Raw genomic sequence first — 17139 nt, forward strand, 5'->3', positions numbered from 1 at the left:
GGCCCCTGTTGCGGTTGCCCGAGGTGATCGGGCGTCTTCTATCTATTTGATTCCCACCCCAAAACGGGAAATATAAACAAATCTAGAGGCGGCTTCTCTAATCAGTCCAGTCTACTTCGGTTCGATTTGAAACGCGGTAAGGCTATTTCACTTCTGCGGGCTGGTATTATTCGAAGAGGTCCGCAAGGGCGATTCCTGAAACCCGGTGGATGGCTTCCCAGTAGGTCTCCAGCTCTGTGCTTACTCGCTTGAACGTAATCCGCATGTCTGCGCTGTATCCCTTTGCGTTTTTCCACTGGATGTGGAGTCGGTCTTGGCCCCACCGGTTGTCGTCTTTGATCCTGACGAAACCGTACCGGTCGTCGACCATCTTCGGATTAATGAAGTCGGCTACTTCTTGAGCACTGTAGATGCCTTCGTCGCGAGCGGTGTTGGTGTCGATGGGGAATTTGAAATCGTCCTGGCGTTCGCACTTGAAGCGTCCCGACACGGTGTATGGGTTGAGCGTGCCCGTCTCGTCGTCGTATGTCAGGACTGTTGCGCGGTCTGGTTCAGGGGTCTCGCGAACGAATCGGAAGGGCTGAGAGCAGTCTGTGTTGAGACATCGCTTGATTTCGATCGTCTCGGTTCCCTGCTCTTCGATGCGGATCGGTTTTCCCGTTCCATCGTGCGTACAGCTGGGACAGGACCGAGTGTCTGTGTCTGGGAGATACGAGTGGAGCATCTCTAGACCGTTCGTTTTCAGCTTGTAGATATCCCCGAACTCGCCGAGGAGGTGTGCCTTTCGAACGCCGCCTGTTTCACAGTCTGCGAGTGTGTCGACCCACGCGACGCCACCGGCTGAGCCATCGGTCATCCCTGCTGCGAGCTTCCCATGCGTACCGTTTTCGCCGACGACGATGAGGGGGTTCTTCCCGAGGATGGTGAATGACTCGTCGACGACGACGTATTCCGTTCCGGCGATCCAGAGGACATCCCCTTGCTCACAGTTGAAGACTTGCTCGGGGATGGTGATTGTTTCTTCAACCGCCGATTCGTCTACTTTGGGGGCGGCGATGGTCGTATAGTCGATATCTGAGAGCGTTACAGCACCGCCTGATTGGGTTGTTGATCCGGTCATATCTCTTCTCACCTATTCCGAACTCCGCATCACTCGATCTGGTGAATAAAAACTTCAGGTCCAGTGGTTCAGATCGCTTTGTCCGTCGCTGGAGTCAGAGTCCGTTTCCGTGTCTTCATCGGCCGACTCTGGTTCGGGGTTGTCCGTCGGTTCTGCGTCTTGGTCGCTGCCTGCCTTCCTGACGTGGGCGATCTGCTCACCGTTGATCTTGGCTGTGATCTCGTCAATCGCGGTGGAGAGTGCGTCCTCGAGTGAGGCGTTCTCTGTGAAGACTGGCCGGAACGGCTCGTAGTTCGCGAGGCCCATCACGGTCCATCCTGAACGGGTGGTTGCTGGATTCGTCGGGTAGATCGCGATCGAGTAGCGCGTTTCCCCTTCCGCACGGAGCAGTGAGATGTGCTCCTCGATGTTCGTGGAGACCACCCAGCCAGACGGAAGATCGGGAATGTCGTGGTGGGCCATGTTGTTATCGAGAAACTGGTGTCTGAGGGTTTGACCTTAACGCTCTACACATCACCCAAAACGCATACGAGGTGATTCGCTGCGGGGGTGTCGCTGTTGTGGATGTAAAGCGAGCTCATGGTGTCTATCCAGGCGTACTTCGCGAGTGCTTTCAGCACTGGAAGTAGCACCGTGTAGGTGTCGAGTTCGATGAAGTCAGTCGTGATGAACGATGTCCAGTCGTCGACCTCGACAGCAGTTGACTCGAATGGCGTCTCGTCGAACAGGTCTGTCGGGAACTGATCCAAACCCCCTCGGTTGACGATGACGCTGACCTTCGTAGTGCGCGTGGGGTTCGAGACGTGCTTGAATTCGAGCGATACAGCTTCCGGTTCGTGGGTGATCGTAACGGCTCGCTCGGTCTCTTCGTAGGTGAATTTCCGGTTCTCGTTGTCGGAGTATGGGTAAGTGGTCATGGTCATGGGATGATCGTCGCGACGACGTGGGAGTGGTGGTCCGATTCGACCGTCTGGACGTTGAGCCAGCAGCCGCCGGGATATTCCCAAGCGTAGTTCGCGACCGTCGAGAGGACGTCGACCAGTTCTTCGTAAGAATCCACGTTGTGGAGTTCGGTCGTGAGGAAGAAGTGAGCGGAATCCTCGTGGACCGTGTCGATCTCGAAGTCGGTCTCGGCGAACGGCTTGACGAGGTGGTCTGCGATCTGGTGTTCGTATGCGACGACGCTGAACTTGGTCGGGGCGTCTTCATACGCCTTATCGAACGTCACCTCTAGCGGTTCATCTCGGTGCGAGAGCCGCACTGAGTGTTTGGTTTCGGTGTAGTCGATACAGGTCTCGGTGCTTGTCGCTGGGTGGTGTGCTGAACTCATGAGAATTGAATCGGTACGGGCTACAGGTCAACGCCGGTCTCGTTAATGACCTCGACTAGGTCATCATGGATCCGGTCTGTGAGATCGACTTCCTCCGCTTCGAATCGGTCCAAAGCGTCGAGGGCGATGTCGGCCTCTTCGGAGCTGGTGATCATTATCGTGGGGGACCCCCTACACCGACCTTGCCACAGTCGCTTGAAATCTGACACCTGCTCGGCGTTGCCGTACTCTCCGTCGATCGCCTCTTTGAGGAGGCTGCTGAGTGCGTCGTCGACGTCGACAGCCTCCTTTCGGGTGACTTCGACCTCGATGTATGCTTCCGGGTCGGTGTTCACTTCGGTCACGCTTCTGTCGAGTGTCTCGAACGCTTCGACGGTGATTGTATCCATGTGTGGTGTCTCCTTAGACTCCCCTACATCTCTTTTCGGGGGCTACAAACTCTCTGAGGTATTCAACTGGCTCTTCTCGGCCACCGTGGTCAAGTCCTCGGTCAGTATCGCGCTTACAGCGCGAATTGACGAAACGGTGGTGTACGCAGACTTCGACTCGAGCCACCCGGTGAGGCCGTCCGGGAAGCTGGGATCGACGAGAGGGGCTGTCGTCGTGTCCTTCTGTGGCAACGAATCGCTTGGATCGGATGCGGTTAGCCGGAGTTGGTTGGTCGATAGCCTGAGTATCAGGTCTTCTTTGGGGACGCAGTCGGGCGCATCTGTGCTCCACGTGGCACTCACGAGATCGTGTTTGACTGGTTCCCACGGGGTGTCTTCTGTGTCTGGGAGGTAGTTCCGGATTGGGACTGGTAGGTGGTGAAGGAGGGCGATCAGGTCGATGATCCCGTCTCTTGGGTCCCCGAACTTGCGTTTGGTCCCGCCGAGAACAGAGAAGTCACCGGGATTGTCGCCGACACTGTGGCCGCGAATTCCGAGCATTGGTGACTCGTCGTCCGGAGTGTGCGACCGTATCTTCTCCCCGTTGGTGTACCCGACAACTTTCTCGGTTCGGAGGTGGTACTTATCATCTCGATTGGCCCCGCGGTCGTTTAGCGAGAGCTTGAATCTGACTAGCGAGCCGCCTTTGCCGTATTCCGTATCGTAGGCGGGTCCATCTGCGAGATAGCTCACGTGGGTGGCATCGTGGGTGACGAGCTTCCACTGGCCGATTGTGTCCGGAAGCGCATCAACGGCGGTTGGGATTCCGTTCGTTCGGTACCGTTGGTTCTCCGGATCGGGTGGCGTGACGATCGCTTGGTCCCGGAGGAATGCTGGATAGGCCTCTTCGATATGTGCCTCGACATCCTCGTACAGGTCTGTGAGAGGGGTCTTAGACTGAGGTGACGTGGTCGGTGTCGGCGTGGTTGTCTTCCCTGCGTTAGACTGTTCGGGCTGTTCGCACGTTTCGTCCTGTTTCTGTGGTGTACTCTGTGACGAGGTGTCTGGTGTCGAAAACGCTGAGAGAGACTCTTGGGTCTCGGTCATTTGTCTCCCCCAGTGATGTCATGGTGCGCGGCGAATGCGAAGAGTAGTTCTCTGAACGCTTCCGGGCTCTCGCTGTGGTGGTCGAGTTTGGATTTCTGGTCGATCGTGTTCGAGAACTGGGTGAGGATACTTTCCGCATCGAGGGGATACCGGCCAAGCGCGTGCTCGACACGGGGAAGTCGGAGCAGCTGCCGGTCAAAGGCGAGCTCGGCGTCGAGGTCGTTCCGCATGAATTCGGCCATCCGCCTTACGGCTTGGCCCCACTCTGGGTAGGTCGTATCACCCCGCCCGTTCACCCAGTCGGAGTCAGTAATCTCGGTGCGGATGTACGGCAGCAGTTCGTCTAACCGGGCTGTTCGGTCGTGATCGGTGACGTCGAGCGTCTCAATAGGGGCGACCTCGGTGGGTTCATCGGGGCCGTCGCCGGCAGGGACGAATCCGACTCGGTCGGGGATTTCGTCGCTGTAAGAGTGCGAATGGGCGAGAACCCCGGCGAACTGAAGGCCGTGGTCTGCTGAAGGCCCGTGGTAGAGTCGGTATGATTTAGTGTGGTCGTCCGTTTCTGCGCCGACCAACAGTGGCTCGTCTATCTCGTTGATGATAACGCCCGTTCCCCACGAACTGAGGGCGGAGAACGCCTCCAGTACGTGAGCGGGCGCTGACTCGCTGATCTGCTCTACCGAAGTGGGGGCCCCGGCTAACTCGAAGTCGCCGATCGTGGTGCTGGATTCACTCATGAGTATTCTTTATCTGATGGGCTCTTTTCGAACCCCTCCACCTCTAATCCGGGGGAGAAAAACTCACCTCCGGCGTGGTGGATAGGCGTCTCTTGTCAATTGCTTCCGCTATCGGATTGTAACGATTGACAAGACTGGTTCTGCTACTCGTTGTCGAGTTCCGCGAATGTGGTCTGCCCAGTCGGATCGGTTCCGTCTGCTAACTCCTTGAGCTTCCCGCGCTGGTCGAATAGTTGGACCCCCTCAAGCGGGTCCCAGATCGTCACACTGGCGTCGAGAGCGTCTTTCAACTTCTCTGCGTAGTCTCGCCCCATCAGGATGAGAACCTTGTCTGTGTGGGTCACGTTGTCTGCGACCTCCTCGGCCAACTCCCACTGTTCGTCTTCGGGGAGTTCTGAGATCTGCTGGTCGTACCACGGGAGCTTTTCGTCGGGTTCGACGTAGCCGAACTTCCCAGAGAAGATCGCCCACTCATCGCAGTTCGCTTTAAGCGCGTCTCTCCGGGAGTCGAACAGCCAAGAGTCGTAGAGGTGTTGTGCTTCGATCTTGCCTTGGAAGTCGTCGTCGACGCTCTTCGATTTACTACACGCCGTTATTCCGACTACTGTTTGGTCTGACATGGTGTTAGTCCTTCTTTCGGCCGAGGAGGAGGAGTCCGAAGAGTGTCCCCCACGCGAGAATCTGCCCAGAAGTGCCAGCTACTCCGAAGATGACCGGTAGAAACAGAAAGAACAGGATTGCGATGCTGATCGCTTTCAGCCAGCCGGCGTCTCCCGACCGAGCGGCGTGATAGACGACGGCGAAGAGGGGTCAGGGAGCCATTATTCTGGAGTGTACTTCTGGAGTTGGTCATATATCTGTTCGTGTTTTGGCAGGGACTTGAGGATCTTCTCGATCTCTCGTTGTGACCCGGTGTGTGTCTCTCCGTCCCCGAAGAGCGTCCATGCGAGTGTGTCGGCGGTCACCCGCTCGTCAGCGAGACGCTGGATCTTCCGGCTGGTCTTCTCGCCGATTCCGTCGAGGGATTGGAGAGTCGTTTGGAGTCGCGGTTCGGGGAGTGGTGATTCGAGGACCGTCCTGTCTGGTTCGATGACCGTTGGGTCCGGCGGGTGGTCAATCGTCGTGATCTCGATGTCCGAATAGCCGAACCTCACGTCGCGGGTGAACGCCGTATTCGGGGTGGGCGGCGTCTTTTTCGACCCGCTCATGTAGCACGTGGGACCGTCTCGGTACCGCGAGTCGGAATTCGGATTCATCCCGATCTGATAGTAGCCGCCTCGCGGATTTGCGACGACGACCGCAGTCACTGGGACCGTCTTCTCTCCGAGTGTCCCTCGCGGGATGACCGCGTGTGTTTCGTATGGCTCGGAGATGATGTCGAGCCGGGTCGCGTACTCCGGCGTCTCGATCTTGTCGCCGGGAGAGAGGCTGTCGAACGCTTCTTGATGTTGTTCTTTGGCCTTCTCTTGCGCCCGTTTCTCGGGGTTCAGGTGTTCGAGTTCGCCGGCTTCCCAGTGGGTCAGCGCCTTCGCTGCGCGTTGGCTGTCGTGGTCCGTTTCGGGGACGAATACCTGATACGAGCCGAGCCGCTTCGTCTCGGTGGTGTCTCGGCTGCGCTTGGCGTGTCGGAAGAGCTCTCGGTACCCTACCTCGACGGTCGCGTCGACGGCCCTAGTGTCTGTGAGGCGTCCAAGGACGAATCCACACCCCATCGGTGTGTTCATCCCGCCACCAGTCACGAGGAGTGGGTGACCTTTGAGTTGGTCCAGCAGTCCTGCTACCTCGTCGCGGTTGTCGATCTCCGTGGTTGGCCCCATACCGCCTGACCCGGCGAGGTGGGTGAACGTTACCGAAACTGCCCCCTCTGGGATACACAACGAGACGCTGATCGTTGATCCATCGGTGAGCGCGCCGATCTGGCTGTCGGGATACTCTCCCCCGGCGGATTCGAACTGGCTGTGGCTGGGGATGCTGATGGATTCGGGTGGTGTATCTGCGGGCTCTGGCTTCGTTCGGGCTGTCTTCCCGTCGAACTCCGAGAGAGCGGGTTGTGAGTCACTCATTGAGGAGTAGGAGTGGGGGGTATTCGATGGGACCATCAGTGACGATGCCCTCCGGGGTGAGCTTCGCTGGCGGCCCTCGGAAGAACAGCTCGGCGGTGTGGCCTGCCTCCTGGGCGATACTGAGCGTCGTGATGATGTTGTGGTCGTCGACATCGTTCGCGACCGTCCACTCGGAGGCAGGCGCGGCCAGCGTGATCCCTCGCTCTGACCCCCTCGCGGGAATCGACTCGACGATGATGACGGGCTCGTCCTGCGCTTTGAAGCAGAGAGTGATCTCACCAGTTGTGTCGGCGTAGTACGGCTCTATCTGGTACTTGACTTGAGAGTCGCCTCCGATGTCTATGTCTACCTGCTCGCCAACTGTCTCTCCGATCGCGACGAATTCCTCTCGGCTGAGTCCGGTCTGGCTCATCGGTGGCTCCCGCTGCGCTTGGGCATTATTACACATCTTCTACTACCACTCGGAGGCTAAAAACAGACTACTCCGCTGCTGAAAACCGGCTCAACTGCTGATTGTTCTGCTGCCGTCGCTCGATCTGTCTGGCTTCCGAGCAGGGGATACAGAGATATTTGCCAGCGAGTTCGGCGTCGTCCGGAACTTCCGTGTACTTGTCGATATCTGCGACATCTTCCCAGCAGTCCACACAGACATCGCGAAACTTGAGGTCCGATGTGAACTCCGGAGAGAGCGGGTACACTCCGGTGGTCGCGATCACGTCGTAGGCCGTGATGTAGTGGGTTTCCTTGAACACACCGTAGAGGTCGCCTTCGATGTGCTCTTCGTGATAGGCCTCGGCGTCGAATTGGGTGTACACCTCCGCGAGAACAGCCCGGTGTTGTCTATTCCAATGTGTTGCGATCGCTTTCGCCATCTCGGGGATGCTGGCCTCGGGAAAACTGACCCCGCAGTGAGCGCAGGAGCAGCTTTCGAGCGGGAAGTTGATCTCCGATAGTCTCTCAGTCATGGGTGGTGATCCGGGGTGGTGATTGTGTTATAGATTGGACTCGCTCTATTCAACTCTCGGTGTTCGGGGATTCAGTCTCTGTCTCATGAGGCTCCTGGAAGACTTCGGTTGGCTCCTCCTCTTCGTCGATCATCAGGGTGTCGAGATCCGTGATTGCTGAGAAGCGGTCCATCGCGGCTGCCGGGCTAAGTTCTTCGTAACAGGAGTGGGGGGCTTCCCACTCGTCTTCGATACAGTGCCGGGTGTGGACGTGGTAGCTGTAGTGGTTCGGGATCGACTCTCCCTGCTTGTTGGGGGCTTCGATGAGGAACTCTTCGTTTGTCGGGTCGAACGGATTGGGGTGCTTCTTGACGATGTGGACCGGGAACTGGTCGCGATCGTCGATGAGTAGCTGACCGTGTTCTCCCGTGTCGATATATAGATCCTCAAGGCCGGTCTGAGGGCACGTCTTCGTCGTGACCGCCAGATCGAGAACGTCGGTGGCTTCTCTGACGATCGCCTTCAGATCAGTCCCAGTTGACTGGTGTTCCCACGGCTGTTCAGGTCCGGCTCGGTGTTCCATTTCGAACTCCTGATCTGACGGGACCACCCTCACGAACTGCTCCGTCTCGGTGTTGTACAGTTTGAGGTTCGCGGGTGAGAGTTCCGCAAGACAGATGAGATACTCTGGACTGGGGGCGAGCACGGCGGCGTCGGTGTCGTCTGAGTGTGAGTGGTTAGATTCCATACATGGAGACTTCTTTAACAACAGGACACTCACAACGTGTAGTATAAACTCTATCCCCCGTCTGTGTTTGACCCTCAACACTTTTGATGGGGTGGGCTGAATCGATGGGTAAGAGACAGCGGCCAGCCGCTGTATCAACAATGAGTGACGAAAACACGAATTCGAGCGGAGAAGTGGATAGTGACGATGCTGCTGAGTCAGAGGAAGTGGTGGAGCCTGAAGATGGACAGCCCTCCTTAGTGCTCGTTCTAGCGGGGGTCGCGGGATTCGGCATCCTCATCGGAACTGGCGCTCTCATTGGGGTTGAAGCGTACACCGTGGATTGGGATGGCGAAGTCGAGCTGGTCTCGGAGGGTGAGACTGTTGAGACGTTCTCTGTCGTTCACGCGGACACGCAGTCGGAGAAAGAGTCCGGGCTCGGTGGGGTCTCAGAACTTGAAGCAGGTACGGGGATGCTGTTCCTCCATGATGAGATGCGGACGTTTACCTACGCGATGCCACGGATGGAGTTCGGCATCGATATTCTGTTTATCGACGATTCGTGTGTCATCCAAGCGGTTCACGAAGCGGACGCGCCGACTGGGAATGAGACTGGGGTTGAACCACATCATCAGTATCGAGGCGTTGGCAAATACGTTCTAGAAGTCCCCAAAGGGGCCGCATCTGGTGTTGTCGAGCCGGGTGATTCCGTGCGTATCGATGGCGGTTGTGGGGCATAATTCACGCTGACGGACGCGATGGAGAATCGAACGCCGGCTTCGTTGTCCCGGTGATCTCTTTGTCCCATCTGTCGAGCCGGTTCTGGAAGATACAACCCCGAGGGGCAGAACGCTTCTCGGGAGCCAGTTGTTCGGCCCACCAGACCCCGTCGACATCGAGGTGGCTGGCGTACCAAATCGGCAATAGTCCCTCTATCAGGACTGGTGAAGCGTGTTCCGGCGCTTGCCTGAACGCCTTGCTCCAGTAGTTCACTCCTTTCGCGGCGAGCGTGAGGATTGGTTCCTCTGTGTATCTCGACTGTCTGGATGCCGCTTCTTCCTGAGCAGTACCTTCGTCTTTGACTTTCAGATACCGCTCGTCACCGTTCTCGTCGGTGAAGCTCACACGATAGCCAGTCACCTCTGTAATGTATCCCGCATCAATACACCAAGCCCGCTCGGCTTCTAACTCGGCAGTGGGGTCGACGTAGTAGAACTCCGCTTCTCCATTTGAGAGCTCGTAGGTGTGGAGCGTTTCGTGGGTTGCTGTACCATCTCCTCGGATGATCCCTTCCCACACGTCAGGGTGGACTGAGATGGAGAGTTCTCCGCCTTCCTGTGAGGTGTATGGAACGGCTCGCTCTTCATCGAGATTTCCGACATGGTAGACTGTCGGTAGGGGAATCGTCTCACCGTGGGCTGCGTCTTGCTCACGGAGCGTGACGGCTGCGTTTCTGTGATTCATTCTGTGGGTTCTGGAGCAGATCGGGATTAGTACCCGAAGACCGGTGTTCCGGTTGCGGCTGTCTCTGGAGTGATCCGGGAGTTGCGAACTTCCTCCTCTGTAAGGCTCTTCGATTCGTCGAAGCGGAGATCAGACAGTTTGAGTCTGCCCTGAAGGTCCACTACCACCCATGCTTTCGGGTAGTGTTTGTCTCTGGGATCAGGTGTGTAGACGAGCTGGTAGAGGTGGAACGTCGTTCCTCCGTAGGATGCTGATATGGGGACGTTCTGATGGCCGGTCGTCTCTCGACAACGGTCTGTTCCTTCGCTATCTTGTGTGGTCATTCCTCGGTCACACCTGTCGTTTCGCGAGTGACTTTCTCTCGTGCTTCATCGACGGTGTCGCAGGGTGTCGTATCTACGGTCTCGTCGTCGTCTCCGTGGTGGTGTTCGATGAGGATGTCTGGGTGGTTGTCGTTGTCCTCGGGGGTCGTCCAGATGATGTACTGCTCGCCGTCTTTGTTCTCGTACGCCTCGACGCAGCTGGCGATCGTGCTGTCAGGCTTCTCCGGCATCTCGACCCAGCCGGTTGCTTTGAACTGCTCGCACCGGCCGATCCACTGGCGCTGTGATTCTACGAGTGCGTCGACGTCTTCTACTGCCGTTACCGCTGGGTGCTTGCCCACTTCCTTTGAAGCGGCTTCTACCGCAATGAGGGACTTGGAGAGGCCGATCTGGGCTTCGACGCGGCGGAACTCTGCGGTGCCGTTGGTGATCGAGAACAGGACGTCTGTCTCGTAGGGTTCCGCAATCCCCGGTGTGTAGAACTCGACGGTCAGCGTGATCGTCGACGGCGAACCCAACTCGCCGCCGGACGACTGATAGCCAGTGATTTTTGGCGGGTCGGGGAGGTGAGTCGGCGGTGGTCCGGGCTGTTCTGTCTGCTTGACGGTCGTGGTGTCGCTCATGTTGGATTACGCATGTCCGGCCGGCGTGTTCTCGAAGCTGTCTAGGGTACTCGTTTCGGAGTTCGTGTCCGGTAGGGGCTTGATTATCTCGAGCGCGAGTTGGTTCTGGAACTCTTGTGCGTCGATCTCGTCGGACTGTCCATCTTCGTCGATAGTGACGACGCTTCCAACGAGCTTCGGATCCTCTCGCTTTCCGCGGATGTCGATGGTGTGGATCCGTTTCGCCTCGCCGGTACGGGTGTGTTCGTACCGAGTAATGTTACTCCGCTTCAGCTCTTTCAGTGACTTGATGTTGGTCATTCGGTAGTTCTGTTTGGGAGGTTGAGTGCGATCGGGTAGATGTCCGGCCCTACTTCGTCTTCGATTTCTTCTGCGACCTTTCGGTGGGCGTTCATTACGGCGCGCTGGAGGGGTTGGTGACCGTATCCAAGCTCTCCTAGACCGATGGAGTGGGCGTCGTACGAAGTCTCGATCACGAAGCAGTCTGCGTAGGCTGCGTAGATTCGGACGTACCCTTCGTGGACGGATTCGAGGTGCCCTTCCAGCTCCTCATCGAGGAAGTAGGCCTGATACTCACGGAGGAGAGCCATGAAGACCTCAAGGTCCGGCTGGTCATCCTCTTCCTCAAAGGTGGCTTCGAGTGCCTGCTGTGCTTGGGCCTGCGTAACCGGCGTTTCCATCAATTCCATAACTCACCCCACTCGGTTTCTAAAAACTCTCCCTTGGTGGCTTCTGTAGGTAGCTATCTTGCCGTCAGGGTGCCGCTCGGTCTGCTCACACCCTGTATCTCTACTGAGACGCGGGCGGGAAGTTGAGCCAAAGATACTTGATAAGTGACTGAGTACGAGTTGTAATGAGCCAAGACGATGATGGGTCAGGGTTTGTCTATCCCGATCCGGATTCCGATTCGGAGTCTGAGGCGATAGAATATCCCGAAATGGAGCCGCCTACTGATGAGGGCGGTGGTAAGTCTACTATCGGGTTGTGGATCCGCGACGGAAGTCTCGGGTTCGGGATCGTGATTGTAGGGTTGCTTCTACTTACGGTGGCTGCTGGCGTTTGGCCGCCGATGACTGTAGTTGAAAGCGGGAGTATGGAGCCGAACATCAACCAAGGAGACCTGACTATCGTGTCGGCTCCTGATCGGTTTGTGAACGAGAACGCTGACGAGAACGGCGTCGTCACTCACGACTTCGCCGTTCAGGAAGGGATCGAGAACCTCGGCGGATACGGGACGGTGATCGTGTTTCAGGATCCACAAACGAACGGTCCAGCAACGATCCACCGTGCCATGTTTCACGTTGAGGAGGGTGAAGACTGGTTCGAGCGGGCGAATGAATCGTTCCTTCATGGAGCGACATCGTGTTCTGACCTCCGGAACTGTCCTGCTCCAAATGCTGGCTACATCACGAAGGGAGACAACAACCCGTACTATGACCAAGCTATCGGCCTGTCCCGGCCGATCGACGGTGGCTGGATAAGCTCGGTTGCTCGCGCGGATGTCCCCTACGTAGGCTGGATCCGACTGATCTTTTCCGGTCGGCTCATCGTCTAGCTGCTAGGACTCGCTATACTCGATTTCGAGACCGTCGTCTGTCCACTCGAAGTCGTGAATTGACGCATCACTGGGGATGCCAGCGGCCTCGAGAAGCGATTCTATCGGGAGAGTAGTGGTTGTCATGGGTGGGCGTGTTAATCGAAGTGGTAGCCGACCTGGGCACTTCCGTCGTCGTTCTGTTCGATGTCCTCTATACAGTTCCCACCGAGTTTCTCGATGAGGTCTGCGAACTCGTGGACTGACGTCACGTGGAAATCGGCTCCCGTTGGGTAAGGGAGGTCGTGGCGGTGGGAAGTGACGACGGATAGTAGATCGAATTCGTCGTTCATCTCGATCAGGGTTCCGATGGTCCGGTTCATCGGTGCACCCTGTAAGTCGAAATCGCGGTGGATCTCGCCGGACTCGTCAACTGCGTCGGTGAATTCGTCGATGTCGGTGTATACTCCGTTGTGCATGGGTCTAGGGGGAACAGGATTCGATCTGGGTACAGTCGTGTCGCTGCTTGATTTCGCTTGGGGATTCGTAGGTCGTTGCGATTGCGTTGATGATTGGCCGAATTACGTCTGTGTTCAGCCGTCGGTCTGTGTCTTCTAGCGAGTAGTCCCCGTCACTCGCTTGTCCCTCTTCAGGGGGGAGCGTCCACTCATCGACAGTCCACGTGAGCCACTCGCCGCCTTGGGCGTCTCGGATGTAGACACAGCCGTCGTTGACGACCGTCGCGAACAGCGGGAGTTCGTCCCGGTGATCAACATCGCTCTCGTACCACTCGACGAGCTGGCAAATGAACGCCAACACCTCGTTAGGGTCGGCGGTCTCGGTCAGCTCCTGCTCGAACTCTCCGTCATCGACGACGTGGACTGCTCGGTCTTCGGCGATGTGCGTATGCCGAGAACTCACTGAACGGTGTGGCGGGGTATCTCGGGCGTTCACGCTAGTGCGTCCATGGTTGCCGGGTCGATTTTCCCCTGTCGCCAGTCCTGGTACAGCCCAGTGATCGGAACGCTCCACTGGCCGCTTCGGGCATCTTGCGGGTGATTTACTGTGGGGTCAGCGAGGACGAGTTTGTCGACGTCGATGTCGATAGCTTCGACCTGGTGGGCCTCCCCGCCCGCTAGATAGACATCTCCGTTTTTCAGCCCCATCTCATCGATCAAGGCTTGCGTGTAGTTGATCGGATTGATGGCACTGTGGATATCTTCGTTATACCAGTGGGTGAATCCCTCTTCTGGTGATTTTACCTTCTCCATCTCACCCCTCTCCGGTGGATAAAAATTCCCGCGGTTCAGGCGGGTGACTCGGTGCGGGTAAAGGAATCCTGTGAGCGGGCCTGACTCTTCGCGTCGTCGGGGTTCATCTGTGTAATGCGACCATCGACCGTGACGCGGTCTGTATAGATGAAGACCTCTTCTCCGCTATCTGTGACCCACGTTTCGTCCGGACTGTCATACTTCACGTGGGAGAGCTCCCAGCTATCCAGTGTCTCTTCGTCTGGGAGTTCGCTCACGTACGCATACCGACTGTGCTCCTCGGGATACTCGATGGAGTCTGCCGCGTTCGCGAGGGCTTTCTTCGCACCATGTGGGAACGGTCTGTACGGTGAGTGGATCGTCTTGAATCCGTTTCGCTCAGGTGGGCTGTCGTCTAGGTTGGTGGCGTGCGTCATTTGTTGGTTGGGCTGTGTTGAATCGCCATACGGCGGCAGGGTAGGTCGCTAAATCAAAGGAGCTGAAGCGGGAAACTGCGGTTGTCTATGACGCAAATCTCCCGCTTCATCGGGGAAGTTGTGCCGGTTGCTCAAAGAGTTACTGGCGATGGAGGCGAATCCGCCGCCCCGGAAGGCGGCGGCGGATTCGCCGACTACGCACTCGTTTCCCTCCACTGTCTGCGAATTTACCTCGACACATCCTATCGGATGACAATCGACCTACTCAAAGAGATGCCACAAATAATCGGGGAGATCGGCCTTGACGCGGCCGATCTCCCCGTGCCGTCCACGTTGTGTAAGGCGTTCGACCGGATCAGTATGAGCGTCTGTCGAGTGCTGCTGCGTCAGTCGGCGCAGCTGCACGATCTCTCCGAACACGCCGCGATAGACGCTACATTCTACGAACGCTCAGCAGCGAGCCGCCACTACTGCCAGCGAATCAGCTACCACGTTCAGAAGCTGAAAGTCACGAAACTCGTCGATACAGCGTCTCAAGCTATCCTTGACGTTCACTGCTCAACCAACCGGGAAGGAAGTGACGCAGATCTCGCTGAGCAGATCGCCCGCCGGAACGCGGGCGATCTGCGGTCTCTCGCTGCCGATAAGGGCTACGACAAGCAATCGCTCCGCGAAGGATTACGCGATCTCGGGATCAGACCGCTGATCAAGCACCGCATCTTCGCACCGTACGACCACGCACACAACGCCAGAATCGACGATAACCGCTACAATCAGCGCTCTATGACCGAAACCGTGAACTCGGCTATGAAGCGCTCGCTCGGCTTCGCCGTGCGAGCGCGGTCGTGGTTCCGCGAGTTCCGTGAGATCGCTCTGATGTGTATGGTCTACAACATCAAGCGCTTCGTCAAACAGTGAATCTCTACGCCTTACAGCGATTCAACACAGCCGTTGGTTGGGTCTGGGCTCAGTTCCGCTTTGATTTCAGCAGAGTTCATCGTGTCGAGCTCTTCGAGAGTGTACTTACAGGTGGGGTCAGCGTCGAGAAAGAGTTTGTAGGTGTTCCGAACCGTCACTTCGCTCGCGAGTCCCGATTCGTCGACGGTGGTCTGGGTTATCGGTGATCCAAGGGTGATGCTGGCTGTATAGAGGGAGACAGCAGCGAGTGCACTCGGCTTACGCCCGGAGATGTGATTTGTCTCCGAGAGGTGGCTGGTCAGCCGTTTCGCTTCAGTGACGACTTGCTCTGAGACATCTAGCTCGTTTGCGAATCGCGGAATGTAGGCCTCGGGTGTCGTCGGCTTGATCGGGAGGTTCAGCTCTTTGTCGATCGCTGACTGCGCTCGTCTGATGGCTGCCCGTTCGACTCGCGAAACGTGAGCGAATTCGTCGAAGGTTCGGGGGATGCCCTCTAGCTGTGCGGCTAGGTAAGTCGCACCCGTTGCGACAGCTTCGATAGATCGTCCGGGGAGGACTTTCTGTTCAGAGGCTTTCCTGAAGATGACTGCGCCCGTTTGTGCGATGTTGGCTGGTAGCCCTAGCGCCGAGGTCATCCGCTGGATCTCGGTGAAGCCCTTTTTGTTGTTGCGATCTCGGATGTCCTGCGTCCGGAATCGCTCGTCCCACTTTCGGAGCCGGGACATCCGCCTCTGCTTTCGTGAGGAGATCTGGTTCCCGTTTGCGTCTCTGTTCTGCCAACTGATCTGAGTCGAGAGTCCCTTATCGTGTAAGGCCTCGGAGGCGGGCGCACCGACCCGGCTGTTGTCCGTTTCGTGATCGAAATTCCGCCAGTCGGGACCGTGGTCGATTCGGTTTTCCTCGATAACCATCCCACAGTCAGCACAGTGGCGCTCTCCGGCGGCCTCGTCAGTGATGATTGTACCCTCGCAGTCAGGGCAGGTGGATTCGTCTTGACGACTGCTAGCCGGCTCTTGGCGGGCTTCTTCCGGGGAGACCGCCGACGTGGTCGAGGATTCTTGCGGTGCGGTTGCTACGGATGTTCGTTGAGTCATTAGTGGTTGATTGAAGTGATCTGTCTGGGATCTACGGTGGTGCTTCTAAGGAAACCCCTTCGCACAACTCCGGGGGACAAAAACAAGGAATCATATCTATTCTATCAGGAAGTTCCCCCACTGTCGTCATTTGATATTTCGTCCGTTTCGGCCCCATCTGTCTCCTATAAACAAAGTTTATATTGAGGGGCACCAGAGTATAATCCGCAATGTCTGACCTAATCGTCAAGGCGGCTGTGAAGGAAGCCCTGGATGACAAGAATGTGGCGGCGGACTTCTACGACGCGCTCGATGGGGAAGTCGAGGAACTGATCTCCGACGCTGCGGCCCGAGCTGAGGCGAACGATCGGAAGACGGTCCAGCCGCGCGACCTGTAGATACCGGTCTGCTACCCTCTTGTAGTTGCGGTTTCGACGCTAGTATGACGGCGTGTTGAGCCCAGCTCTGGTGTTTGAGGGCTCGGTGTACCTCGCGATCAGTTCGGCATCAGTGACTGTTCCGTCTTGGCTGATGGTCGTCTTGATGAAAAAGCCCTTGAGTAGAGCGCGGTCGCTGTCGCCTTCGATCTCCTCGTTGTCGTCGTCGTACCATCGTTGGCACGCAGTTACGATCGGGGCGGGCGGCGGTTGAAGATGGGGGACTGCCGGCGTGCGAATCGACCTGTTCGTGAGGGGGTCGATCAGCGTGTCTGTGTCCGGAATGTGAAGATTCCAATAAAGCGTCGTCTCGTCTTCTGGCCAATCCTCACAGAGGGCGGCCATTTCTGCGATAATTTCGTGTGTGACTCGCTTGGTGTCTAACGGAGCAGTTGTCCGGTGGTGGATGGGGGCGATATTGACCCACCTGATGTTGACTCCGTCACTCGTCGCGTTCCTGAACGCTTCGAGGGTAACTTCCTCTTCGACTGCGATTGTATATTCTGTTTTTGTGAGGTTCATACGTTTCCAATCCACGCTGAGCGGGGCGCAGGTCTTCGACTCGCACTGTTCCTATCTGGCTGGTTCTGTTCTTGGTGACTCACTAACAGGTATGGCACGGTATTATAGTTTCGCTCAAATTGGATCTTGGAATCTACTTCCAAGTAGTTGTTGGTTCTATGA

General features: G+C 57.1%; 28 protein-coding genes. 4 read left to right on the forward strand and 24 right to left on the reverse strand.

Annotation, left to right across the window (positions count from 1 at the left end):
* Positions 1-166 precede the first annotated feature (166 nt).
* From BN903_RS00930 to BN903_RS00985, 12 genes are all read right to left on the reverse strand, one after another.
* Positions 167-1120, reverse strand: a complete 954-nt coding sequence (locus BN903_RS00930) for a hypothetical protein (RefSeq protein ID WP_048075922.1) — start codon at positions 1118-1120, stop codon at positions 167-169.
* 54 nt (positions 1121-1174) lie between these two features.
* Entirely contained in the window at positions 1175-1582 is a 408-nt protein-coding gene (locus BN903_RS00935; RefSeq protein WP_048075923.1) for a hypothetical protein, read from the reverse strand.
* Between the two features lie 44 nt (positions 1583-1626).
* The gene (locus BN903_RS00940) at positions 1627-2037 is read right to left on the reverse strand and encodes a hypothetical protein (protein ID WP_048075924.1); all 411 of its coding nucleotides are present in this window, start codon (positions 2035-2037) and stop codon (positions 1627-1629) included.
* Positions 2038-2039: 2 nt separating this feature from the next.
* Positions 2040-2450 (reverse strand): hypothetical protein, encoded by a 411-nt coding sequence (locus BN903_RS00945; RefSeq protein WP_048075925.1) that lies wholly within the window; start codon positions 2448-2450, stop codon positions 2040-2042.
* 20 nt (positions 2451-2470) lie between these two features.
* Entirely contained in the window at positions 2471-2839 is a 369-nt protein-coding gene (locus BN903_RS00950; RefSeq protein WP_048075926.1) for a hypothetical protein, read from the reverse strand.
* Between the two features lie 42 nt (positions 2840-2881).
* The gene (locus BN903_RS00955) at positions 2882-3925 is read right to left on the reverse strand and encodes a hypothetical protein (RefSeq protein WP_048075927.1); all 1044 of its coding nucleotides are present in this window, start codon (positions 3923-3925) and stop codon (positions 2882-2884) included.
* Complete coding sequence (locus BN903_RS00960) at positions 3922-4662, reverse strand: hypothetical protein (RefSeq protein ID WP_048075928.1); 741 nt, start codon at positions 4660-4662, stop codon at positions 3922-3924. The genes BN903_RS00955 and BN903_RS00960 overlap by 4 nt, the downstream gene beginning before the upstream one ends.
* 143 nt (positions 4663-4805) lie before the next feature.
* Entirely contained in the window at positions 4806-5282 is a 477-nt protein-coding gene (locus tag BN903_RS00965) for a DUF6884 domain-containing protein (protein ID WP_048075929.1), read from the reverse strand.
* Between the two features lie 201 nt (positions 5283-5483).
* The gene (locus BN903_RS00970) at positions 5484-6725 is read right to left on the reverse strand and encodes a hypothetical protein (protein WP_048075930.1); all 1242 of its coding nucleotides are present in this window, start codon (positions 6723-6725) and stop codon (positions 5484-5486) included.
* A complete protein-coding gene (locus BN903_RS00975; protein ID WP_195155667.1) occupies positions 6718-7173 on the reverse strand; it encodes a hypothetical protein in 456 nt (151 codons plus the stop codon). The genes BN903_RS00970 and BN903_RS00975 overlap by 8 nt, the downstream gene beginning before the upstream one ends.
* A gap of 31 nt (positions 7174-7204) precedes the next feature.
* Positions 7205-7690, reverse strand: a complete 486-nt coding sequence (locus BN903_RS00980; protein ID WP_154017960.1) for a hypothetical protein — start codon at positions 7688-7690, stop codon at positions 7205-7207.
* A gap of 49 nt (positions 7691-7739) precedes the next feature.
* Positions 7740-8417 carry a hypothetical protein gene (locus BN903_RS00985; RefSeq protein ID WP_048075933.1) on the reverse strand — a complete coding sequence of 226 codons (678 nt, stop codon included), beginning with the start codon at positions 8415-8417 and terminating at the stop codon, positions 7740-7742.
* A 140-nt stretch (positions 8418-8557) separates the two neighbouring features.
* Here BN903_RS00985 and BN903_RS00990 point away from each other — a divergent pair, with 140 nt between their 5' ends.
* Positions 8558-9136 carry a DUF192 domain-containing protein gene (locus BN903_RS00990; RefSeq protein ID WP_195155668.1) on the forward strand — a complete coding sequence of 193 codons (579 nt, stop codon included), beginning with the start codon at positions 8558-8560 and terminating at the stop codon, positions 9134-9136.
* Between the two features lies 1 nt (position 9137).
* Here BN903_RS00990 and BN903_RS00995 read toward each other — a convergent pair whose 3' ends face one another.
* From BN903_RS00995 to BN903_RS01010, 5 genes are read right to left on the reverse strand one after another with little or no spacing between them, the layout of a single operon-like run.
* On the reverse strand, positions 9138-9860 hold the full coding sequence (locus BN903_RS00995; RefSeq protein ID WP_048075934.1) for a hypothetical protein: 723 nt from the start codon (positions 9858-9860) through the stop codon (positions 9138-9140).
* Between the two features lie 26 nt (positions 9861-9886).
* Complete coding sequence (locus BN903_RS16210) at positions 9887-10183, reverse strand: hypothetical protein (RefSeq protein ID WP_154017961.1); 297 nt, start codon at positions 10181-10183, stop codon at positions 9887-9889.
* Complete coding sequence (locus BN903_RS01000; protein WP_048075935.1) at positions 10180-10806, reverse strand: hypothetical protein; 627 nt, start codon at positions 10804-10806, stop codon at positions 10180-10182. Before BN903_RS01000 ends, BN903_RS16210 begins: the two co-directional genes overlap by 4 nt.
* Before the next feature lie 6 nt (positions 10807-10812).
* Positions 10813-11106, reverse strand: a complete 294-nt coding sequence (locus BN903_RS01005) for a hypothetical protein (protein ID WP_048075936.1) — start codon at positions 11104-11106, stop codon at positions 10813-10815.
* Positions 11103-11486: a hypothetical protein gene (locus BN903_RS01010; RefSeq protein ID WP_154017962.1), complete on the reverse strand. Its 384-nt coding sequence runs from the start codon at positions 11484-11486 to the stop codon at positions 11103-11105. Before BN903_RS01010 ends, BN903_RS01005 begins: the two co-directional genes overlap by 4 nt.
* Positions 11487-11659: 173 nt before the next feature.
* Between BN903_RS01010 and BN903_RS01015 the strand changes: the two genes are divergently transcribed.
* The gene (locus BN903_RS01015) at positions 11660-12361 is read left to right on the forward strand and encodes a S26 family signal peptidase (protein WP_154017963.1); all 702 of its coding nucleotides are present in this window, start codon (positions 11660-11662) and stop codon (positions 12359-12361) included.
* 3 nt (positions 12362-12364) lie between these two features.
* On the opposite strand, the gene BN903_RS18285 is transcribed toward BN903_RS01015, so the two are convergent.
* The 5 genes from BN903_RS18285 to BN903_RS01035 are packed head-to-tail and all read right to left on the reverse strand — an operon-like array spanning position 12365 to position 14027.
* Positions 12365-12487 (reverse strand): hypothetical protein, encoded by a 123-nt coding sequence (locus BN903_RS18285; protein WP_255331269.1) that lies wholly within the window; start codon positions 12485-12487, stop codon positions 12365-12367.
* An 11-nt stretch (positions 12488-12498) separates the two neighbouring features.
* Positions 12499-12819, reverse strand: a complete 321-nt coding sequence (locus tag BN903_RS01020) for a hypothetical protein (protein ID WP_048075938.1) — start codon at positions 12817-12819, stop codon at positions 12499-12501.
* Positions 12820-12823: 4 nt separating this feature from the next.
* Positions 12824-13261 (reverse strand): hypothetical protein, encoded by a 438-nt coding sequence (locus tag BN903_RS01025; protein WP_048075939.1) that lies wholly within the window; start codon positions 13259-13261, stop codon positions 12824-12826.
* A 29-nt stretch (positions 13262-13290) separates the two neighbouring features.
* Positions 13291-13611: a hypothetical protein gene (locus BN903_RS01030; protein WP_048075940.1), complete on the reverse strand. Its 321-nt coding sequence runs from the start codon at positions 13609-13611 to the stop codon at positions 13291-13293.
* A 35-nt stretch (positions 13612-13646) separates the two neighbouring features.
* Positions 13647-14027, reverse strand: a complete 381-nt coding sequence (locus BN903_RS01035; protein WP_048075941.1) for a hypothetical protein — start codon at positions 14025-14027, stop codon at positions 13647-13649.
* A gap of 87 nt (positions 14028-14114) precedes the next feature.
* Here BN903_RS01035 and BN903_RS01040 point away from each other — a divergent pair, with 87 nt between their 5' ends.
* Positions 14115-14945 (forward strand): IS5 family transposase, encoded by an 831-nt coding sequence (locus tag BN903_RS01040; protein ID WP_079890526.1) that lies wholly within the window; start codon positions 14115-14117, stop codon positions 14943-14945.
* An 11-nt stretch (positions 14946-14956) separates the two neighbouring features.
* Here BN903_RS01040 and BN903_RS01045 read toward each other — a convergent pair whose 3' ends face one another.
* Positions 14957-16039 carry a transcription initiation factor IIB family protein gene (locus BN903_RS01045; protein ID WP_079890527.1) on the reverse strand — a complete coding sequence of 361 codons (1083 nt, stop codon included), beginning with the start codon at positions 16037-16039 and terminating at the stop codon, positions 14957-14959.
* Positions 16040-16248: 209 nt separating this feature from the next.
* On the opposite strand from BN903_RS01045, the gene BN903_RS01050 reads away from it, so the two are divergent.
* The gene (locus BN903_RS01050; protein WP_048075943.1) at positions 16249-16416 is read left to right on the forward strand and encodes a hypothetical protein; all 168 of its coding nucleotides are present in this window, start codon (positions 16249-16251) and stop codon (positions 16414-16416) included.
* 39 nt (positions 16417-16455) lie between these two features.
* Here the strand turns inward: BN903_RS01050 and BN903_RS01055 are convergent, their stop codons facing one another.
* Positions 16456-16977 carry a hypothetical protein gene (locus tag BN903_RS01055; protein ID WP_048075944.1) on the reverse strand — a complete coding sequence of 174 codons (522 nt, stop codon included), beginning with the start codon at positions 16975-16977 and terminating at the stop codon, positions 16456-16458.
* Between the last annotated feature and the right edge of the window lie 162 nt (positions 16978-17139).

This window comes from Halorubrum sp. AJ67 (assembly GCF_000513435.1).

Coding starts and splice junctions, on each gene's coding strand:
- BN903_RS00930 (WP_048075922.1), bottom strand. CDS start 1,120: ATGACCGGATCAACAACCCAATCAGGCGGTGCTGTAACGCTCTCAGAT.
- BN903_RS00935 (WP_048075923.1), bottom strand. CDS start 1,582: ATGGCCCACCACGACATTCCCGATCTTCCGTCTGGCTGGGTGGTCTCC.
- BN903_RS00940 (WP_048075924.1), bottom strand. CDS start 2,037: ATGACCACTTACCCATACTCCGACAACGAGAACCGGAAATTCACCTAC.
- BN903_RS00945 (WP_048075925.1), bottom strand. CDS start 2,450: ATGAGTTCAGCACACCACCCAGCGACAAGCACCGAGACCTGTATCGAC.
- BN903_RS00950 (WP_048075926.1), bottom strand. CDS start 2,839: ATGGATACAATCACCGTCGAAGCGTTCGAGACACTCGACAGAAGCGTG.
- BN903_RS00955 (WP_048075927.1), bottom strand. CDS start 3,925: ATGACCGAGACCCAAGAGTCTCTCTCAGCGTTTTCGACACCAGACACC.
- BN903_RS00960 (WP_048075928.1), bottom strand. CDS start 4,662: ATGAGTGAATCCAGCACCACGATCGGCGACTTCGAGTTAGCCGGGGCC.
- BN903_RS00965 (WP_048075929.1), bottom strand. CDS start 5,282: ATGTCAGACCAAACAGTAGTCGGAATAACGGCGTGTAGTAAATCGAAG.
- BN903_RS00970 (WP_048075930.1), bottom strand. CDS start 6,725: ATGAGTGACTCACAACCCGCTCTCTCGGAGTTCGACGGGAAGACAGCC.
- BN903_RS00975 (WP_195155667.1), bottom strand. CDS start 7,173: ATGTGTAATAATGCCCAAGCGCAGCGGGAGCCACCGATGAGCCAGACC.
- BN903_RS00980 (WP_154017960.1), bottom strand. CDS start 7,690: ATGACTGAGAGACTATCGGAGATCAACTTCCCGCTCGAAAGCTGCTCC.
- BN903_RS00985 (WP_048075933.1), bottom strand. CDS start 8,417: ATGGAATCTAACCACTCACACTCAGACGACACCGACGCCGCCGTGCTC.
- BN903_RS00990 (WP_195155668.1), top strand. CDS start 8,558: ATGAGTGACGAAAACACGAATTCGAGCGGAGAAGTGGATAGTGACGAT.
- BN903_RS00995 (WP_048075934.1), bottom strand. CDS start 9,860: ATGAATCACAGAAACGCAGCCGTCACGCTCCGTGAGCAAGACGCAGCC.
- BN903_RS16210 (WP_154017961.1), bottom strand. CDS start 10,183: ATGACCACACAAGATAGCGAAGGAACAGACCGTTGTCGAGAGACGACC.
- BN903_RS01000 (WP_048075935.1), bottom strand. CDS start 10,806: ATGAGCGACACCACGACCGTCAAGCAGACAGAACAGCCCGGACCACCG.
- BN903_RS01005 (WP_048075936.1), bottom strand. CDS start 11,106: ATGACCAACATCAAGTCACTGAAAGAGCTGAAGCGGAGTAACATTACT.
- BN903_RS01010 (WP_154017962.1), bottom strand. CDS start 11,486: ATGGAAACGCCGGTTACGCAGGCCCAAGCACAGCAGGCACTCGAAGCC.
- BN903_RS01015 (WP_154017963.1), top strand. CDS start 11,660: ATGAGCCAAGACGATGATGGGTCAGGGTTTGTCTATCCCGATCCGGAT.
- BN903_RS18285 (WP_255331269.1), bottom strand. CDS start 12,487: ATGACAACCACTACTCTCCCGATAGAATCGCTTCTCGAGGCCGCTGGC.
- BN903_RS01020 (WP_048075938.1), bottom strand. CDS start 12,819: ATGCACAACGGAGTATACACCGACATCGACGAATTCACCGACGCAGTT.
- BN903_RS01030 (WP_048075940.1), bottom strand. CDS start 13,611: ATGGAGAAGGTAAAATCACCAGAAGAGGGATTCACCCACTGGTATAAC.
- BN903_RS01035 (WP_048075941.1), bottom strand. CDS start 14,027: ATGACGCACGCCACCAACCTAGACGACAGCCCACCTGAGCGAAACGGA.
- BN903_RS01040 (WP_079890526.1), top strand. CDS start 14,115: ATGACGCAAATCTCCCGCTTCATCGGGGAAGTTGTGCCGGTTGCTCAA.
- BN903_RS01045 (WP_079890527.1), bottom strand. CDS start 16,039: ATGACTCAACGAACATCCGTAGCAACCGCACCGCAAGAATCCTCGACC.
- BN903_RS01050 (WP_048075943.1), top strand. CDS start 16,249: ATGTCTGACCTAATCGTCAAGGCGGCTGTGAAGGAAGCCCTGGATGAC.
- BN903_RS01055 (WP_048075944.1), bottom strand. CDS start 16,977: ATGAACCTCACAAAAACAGAATATACAATCGCAGTCGAAGAGGAAGTT.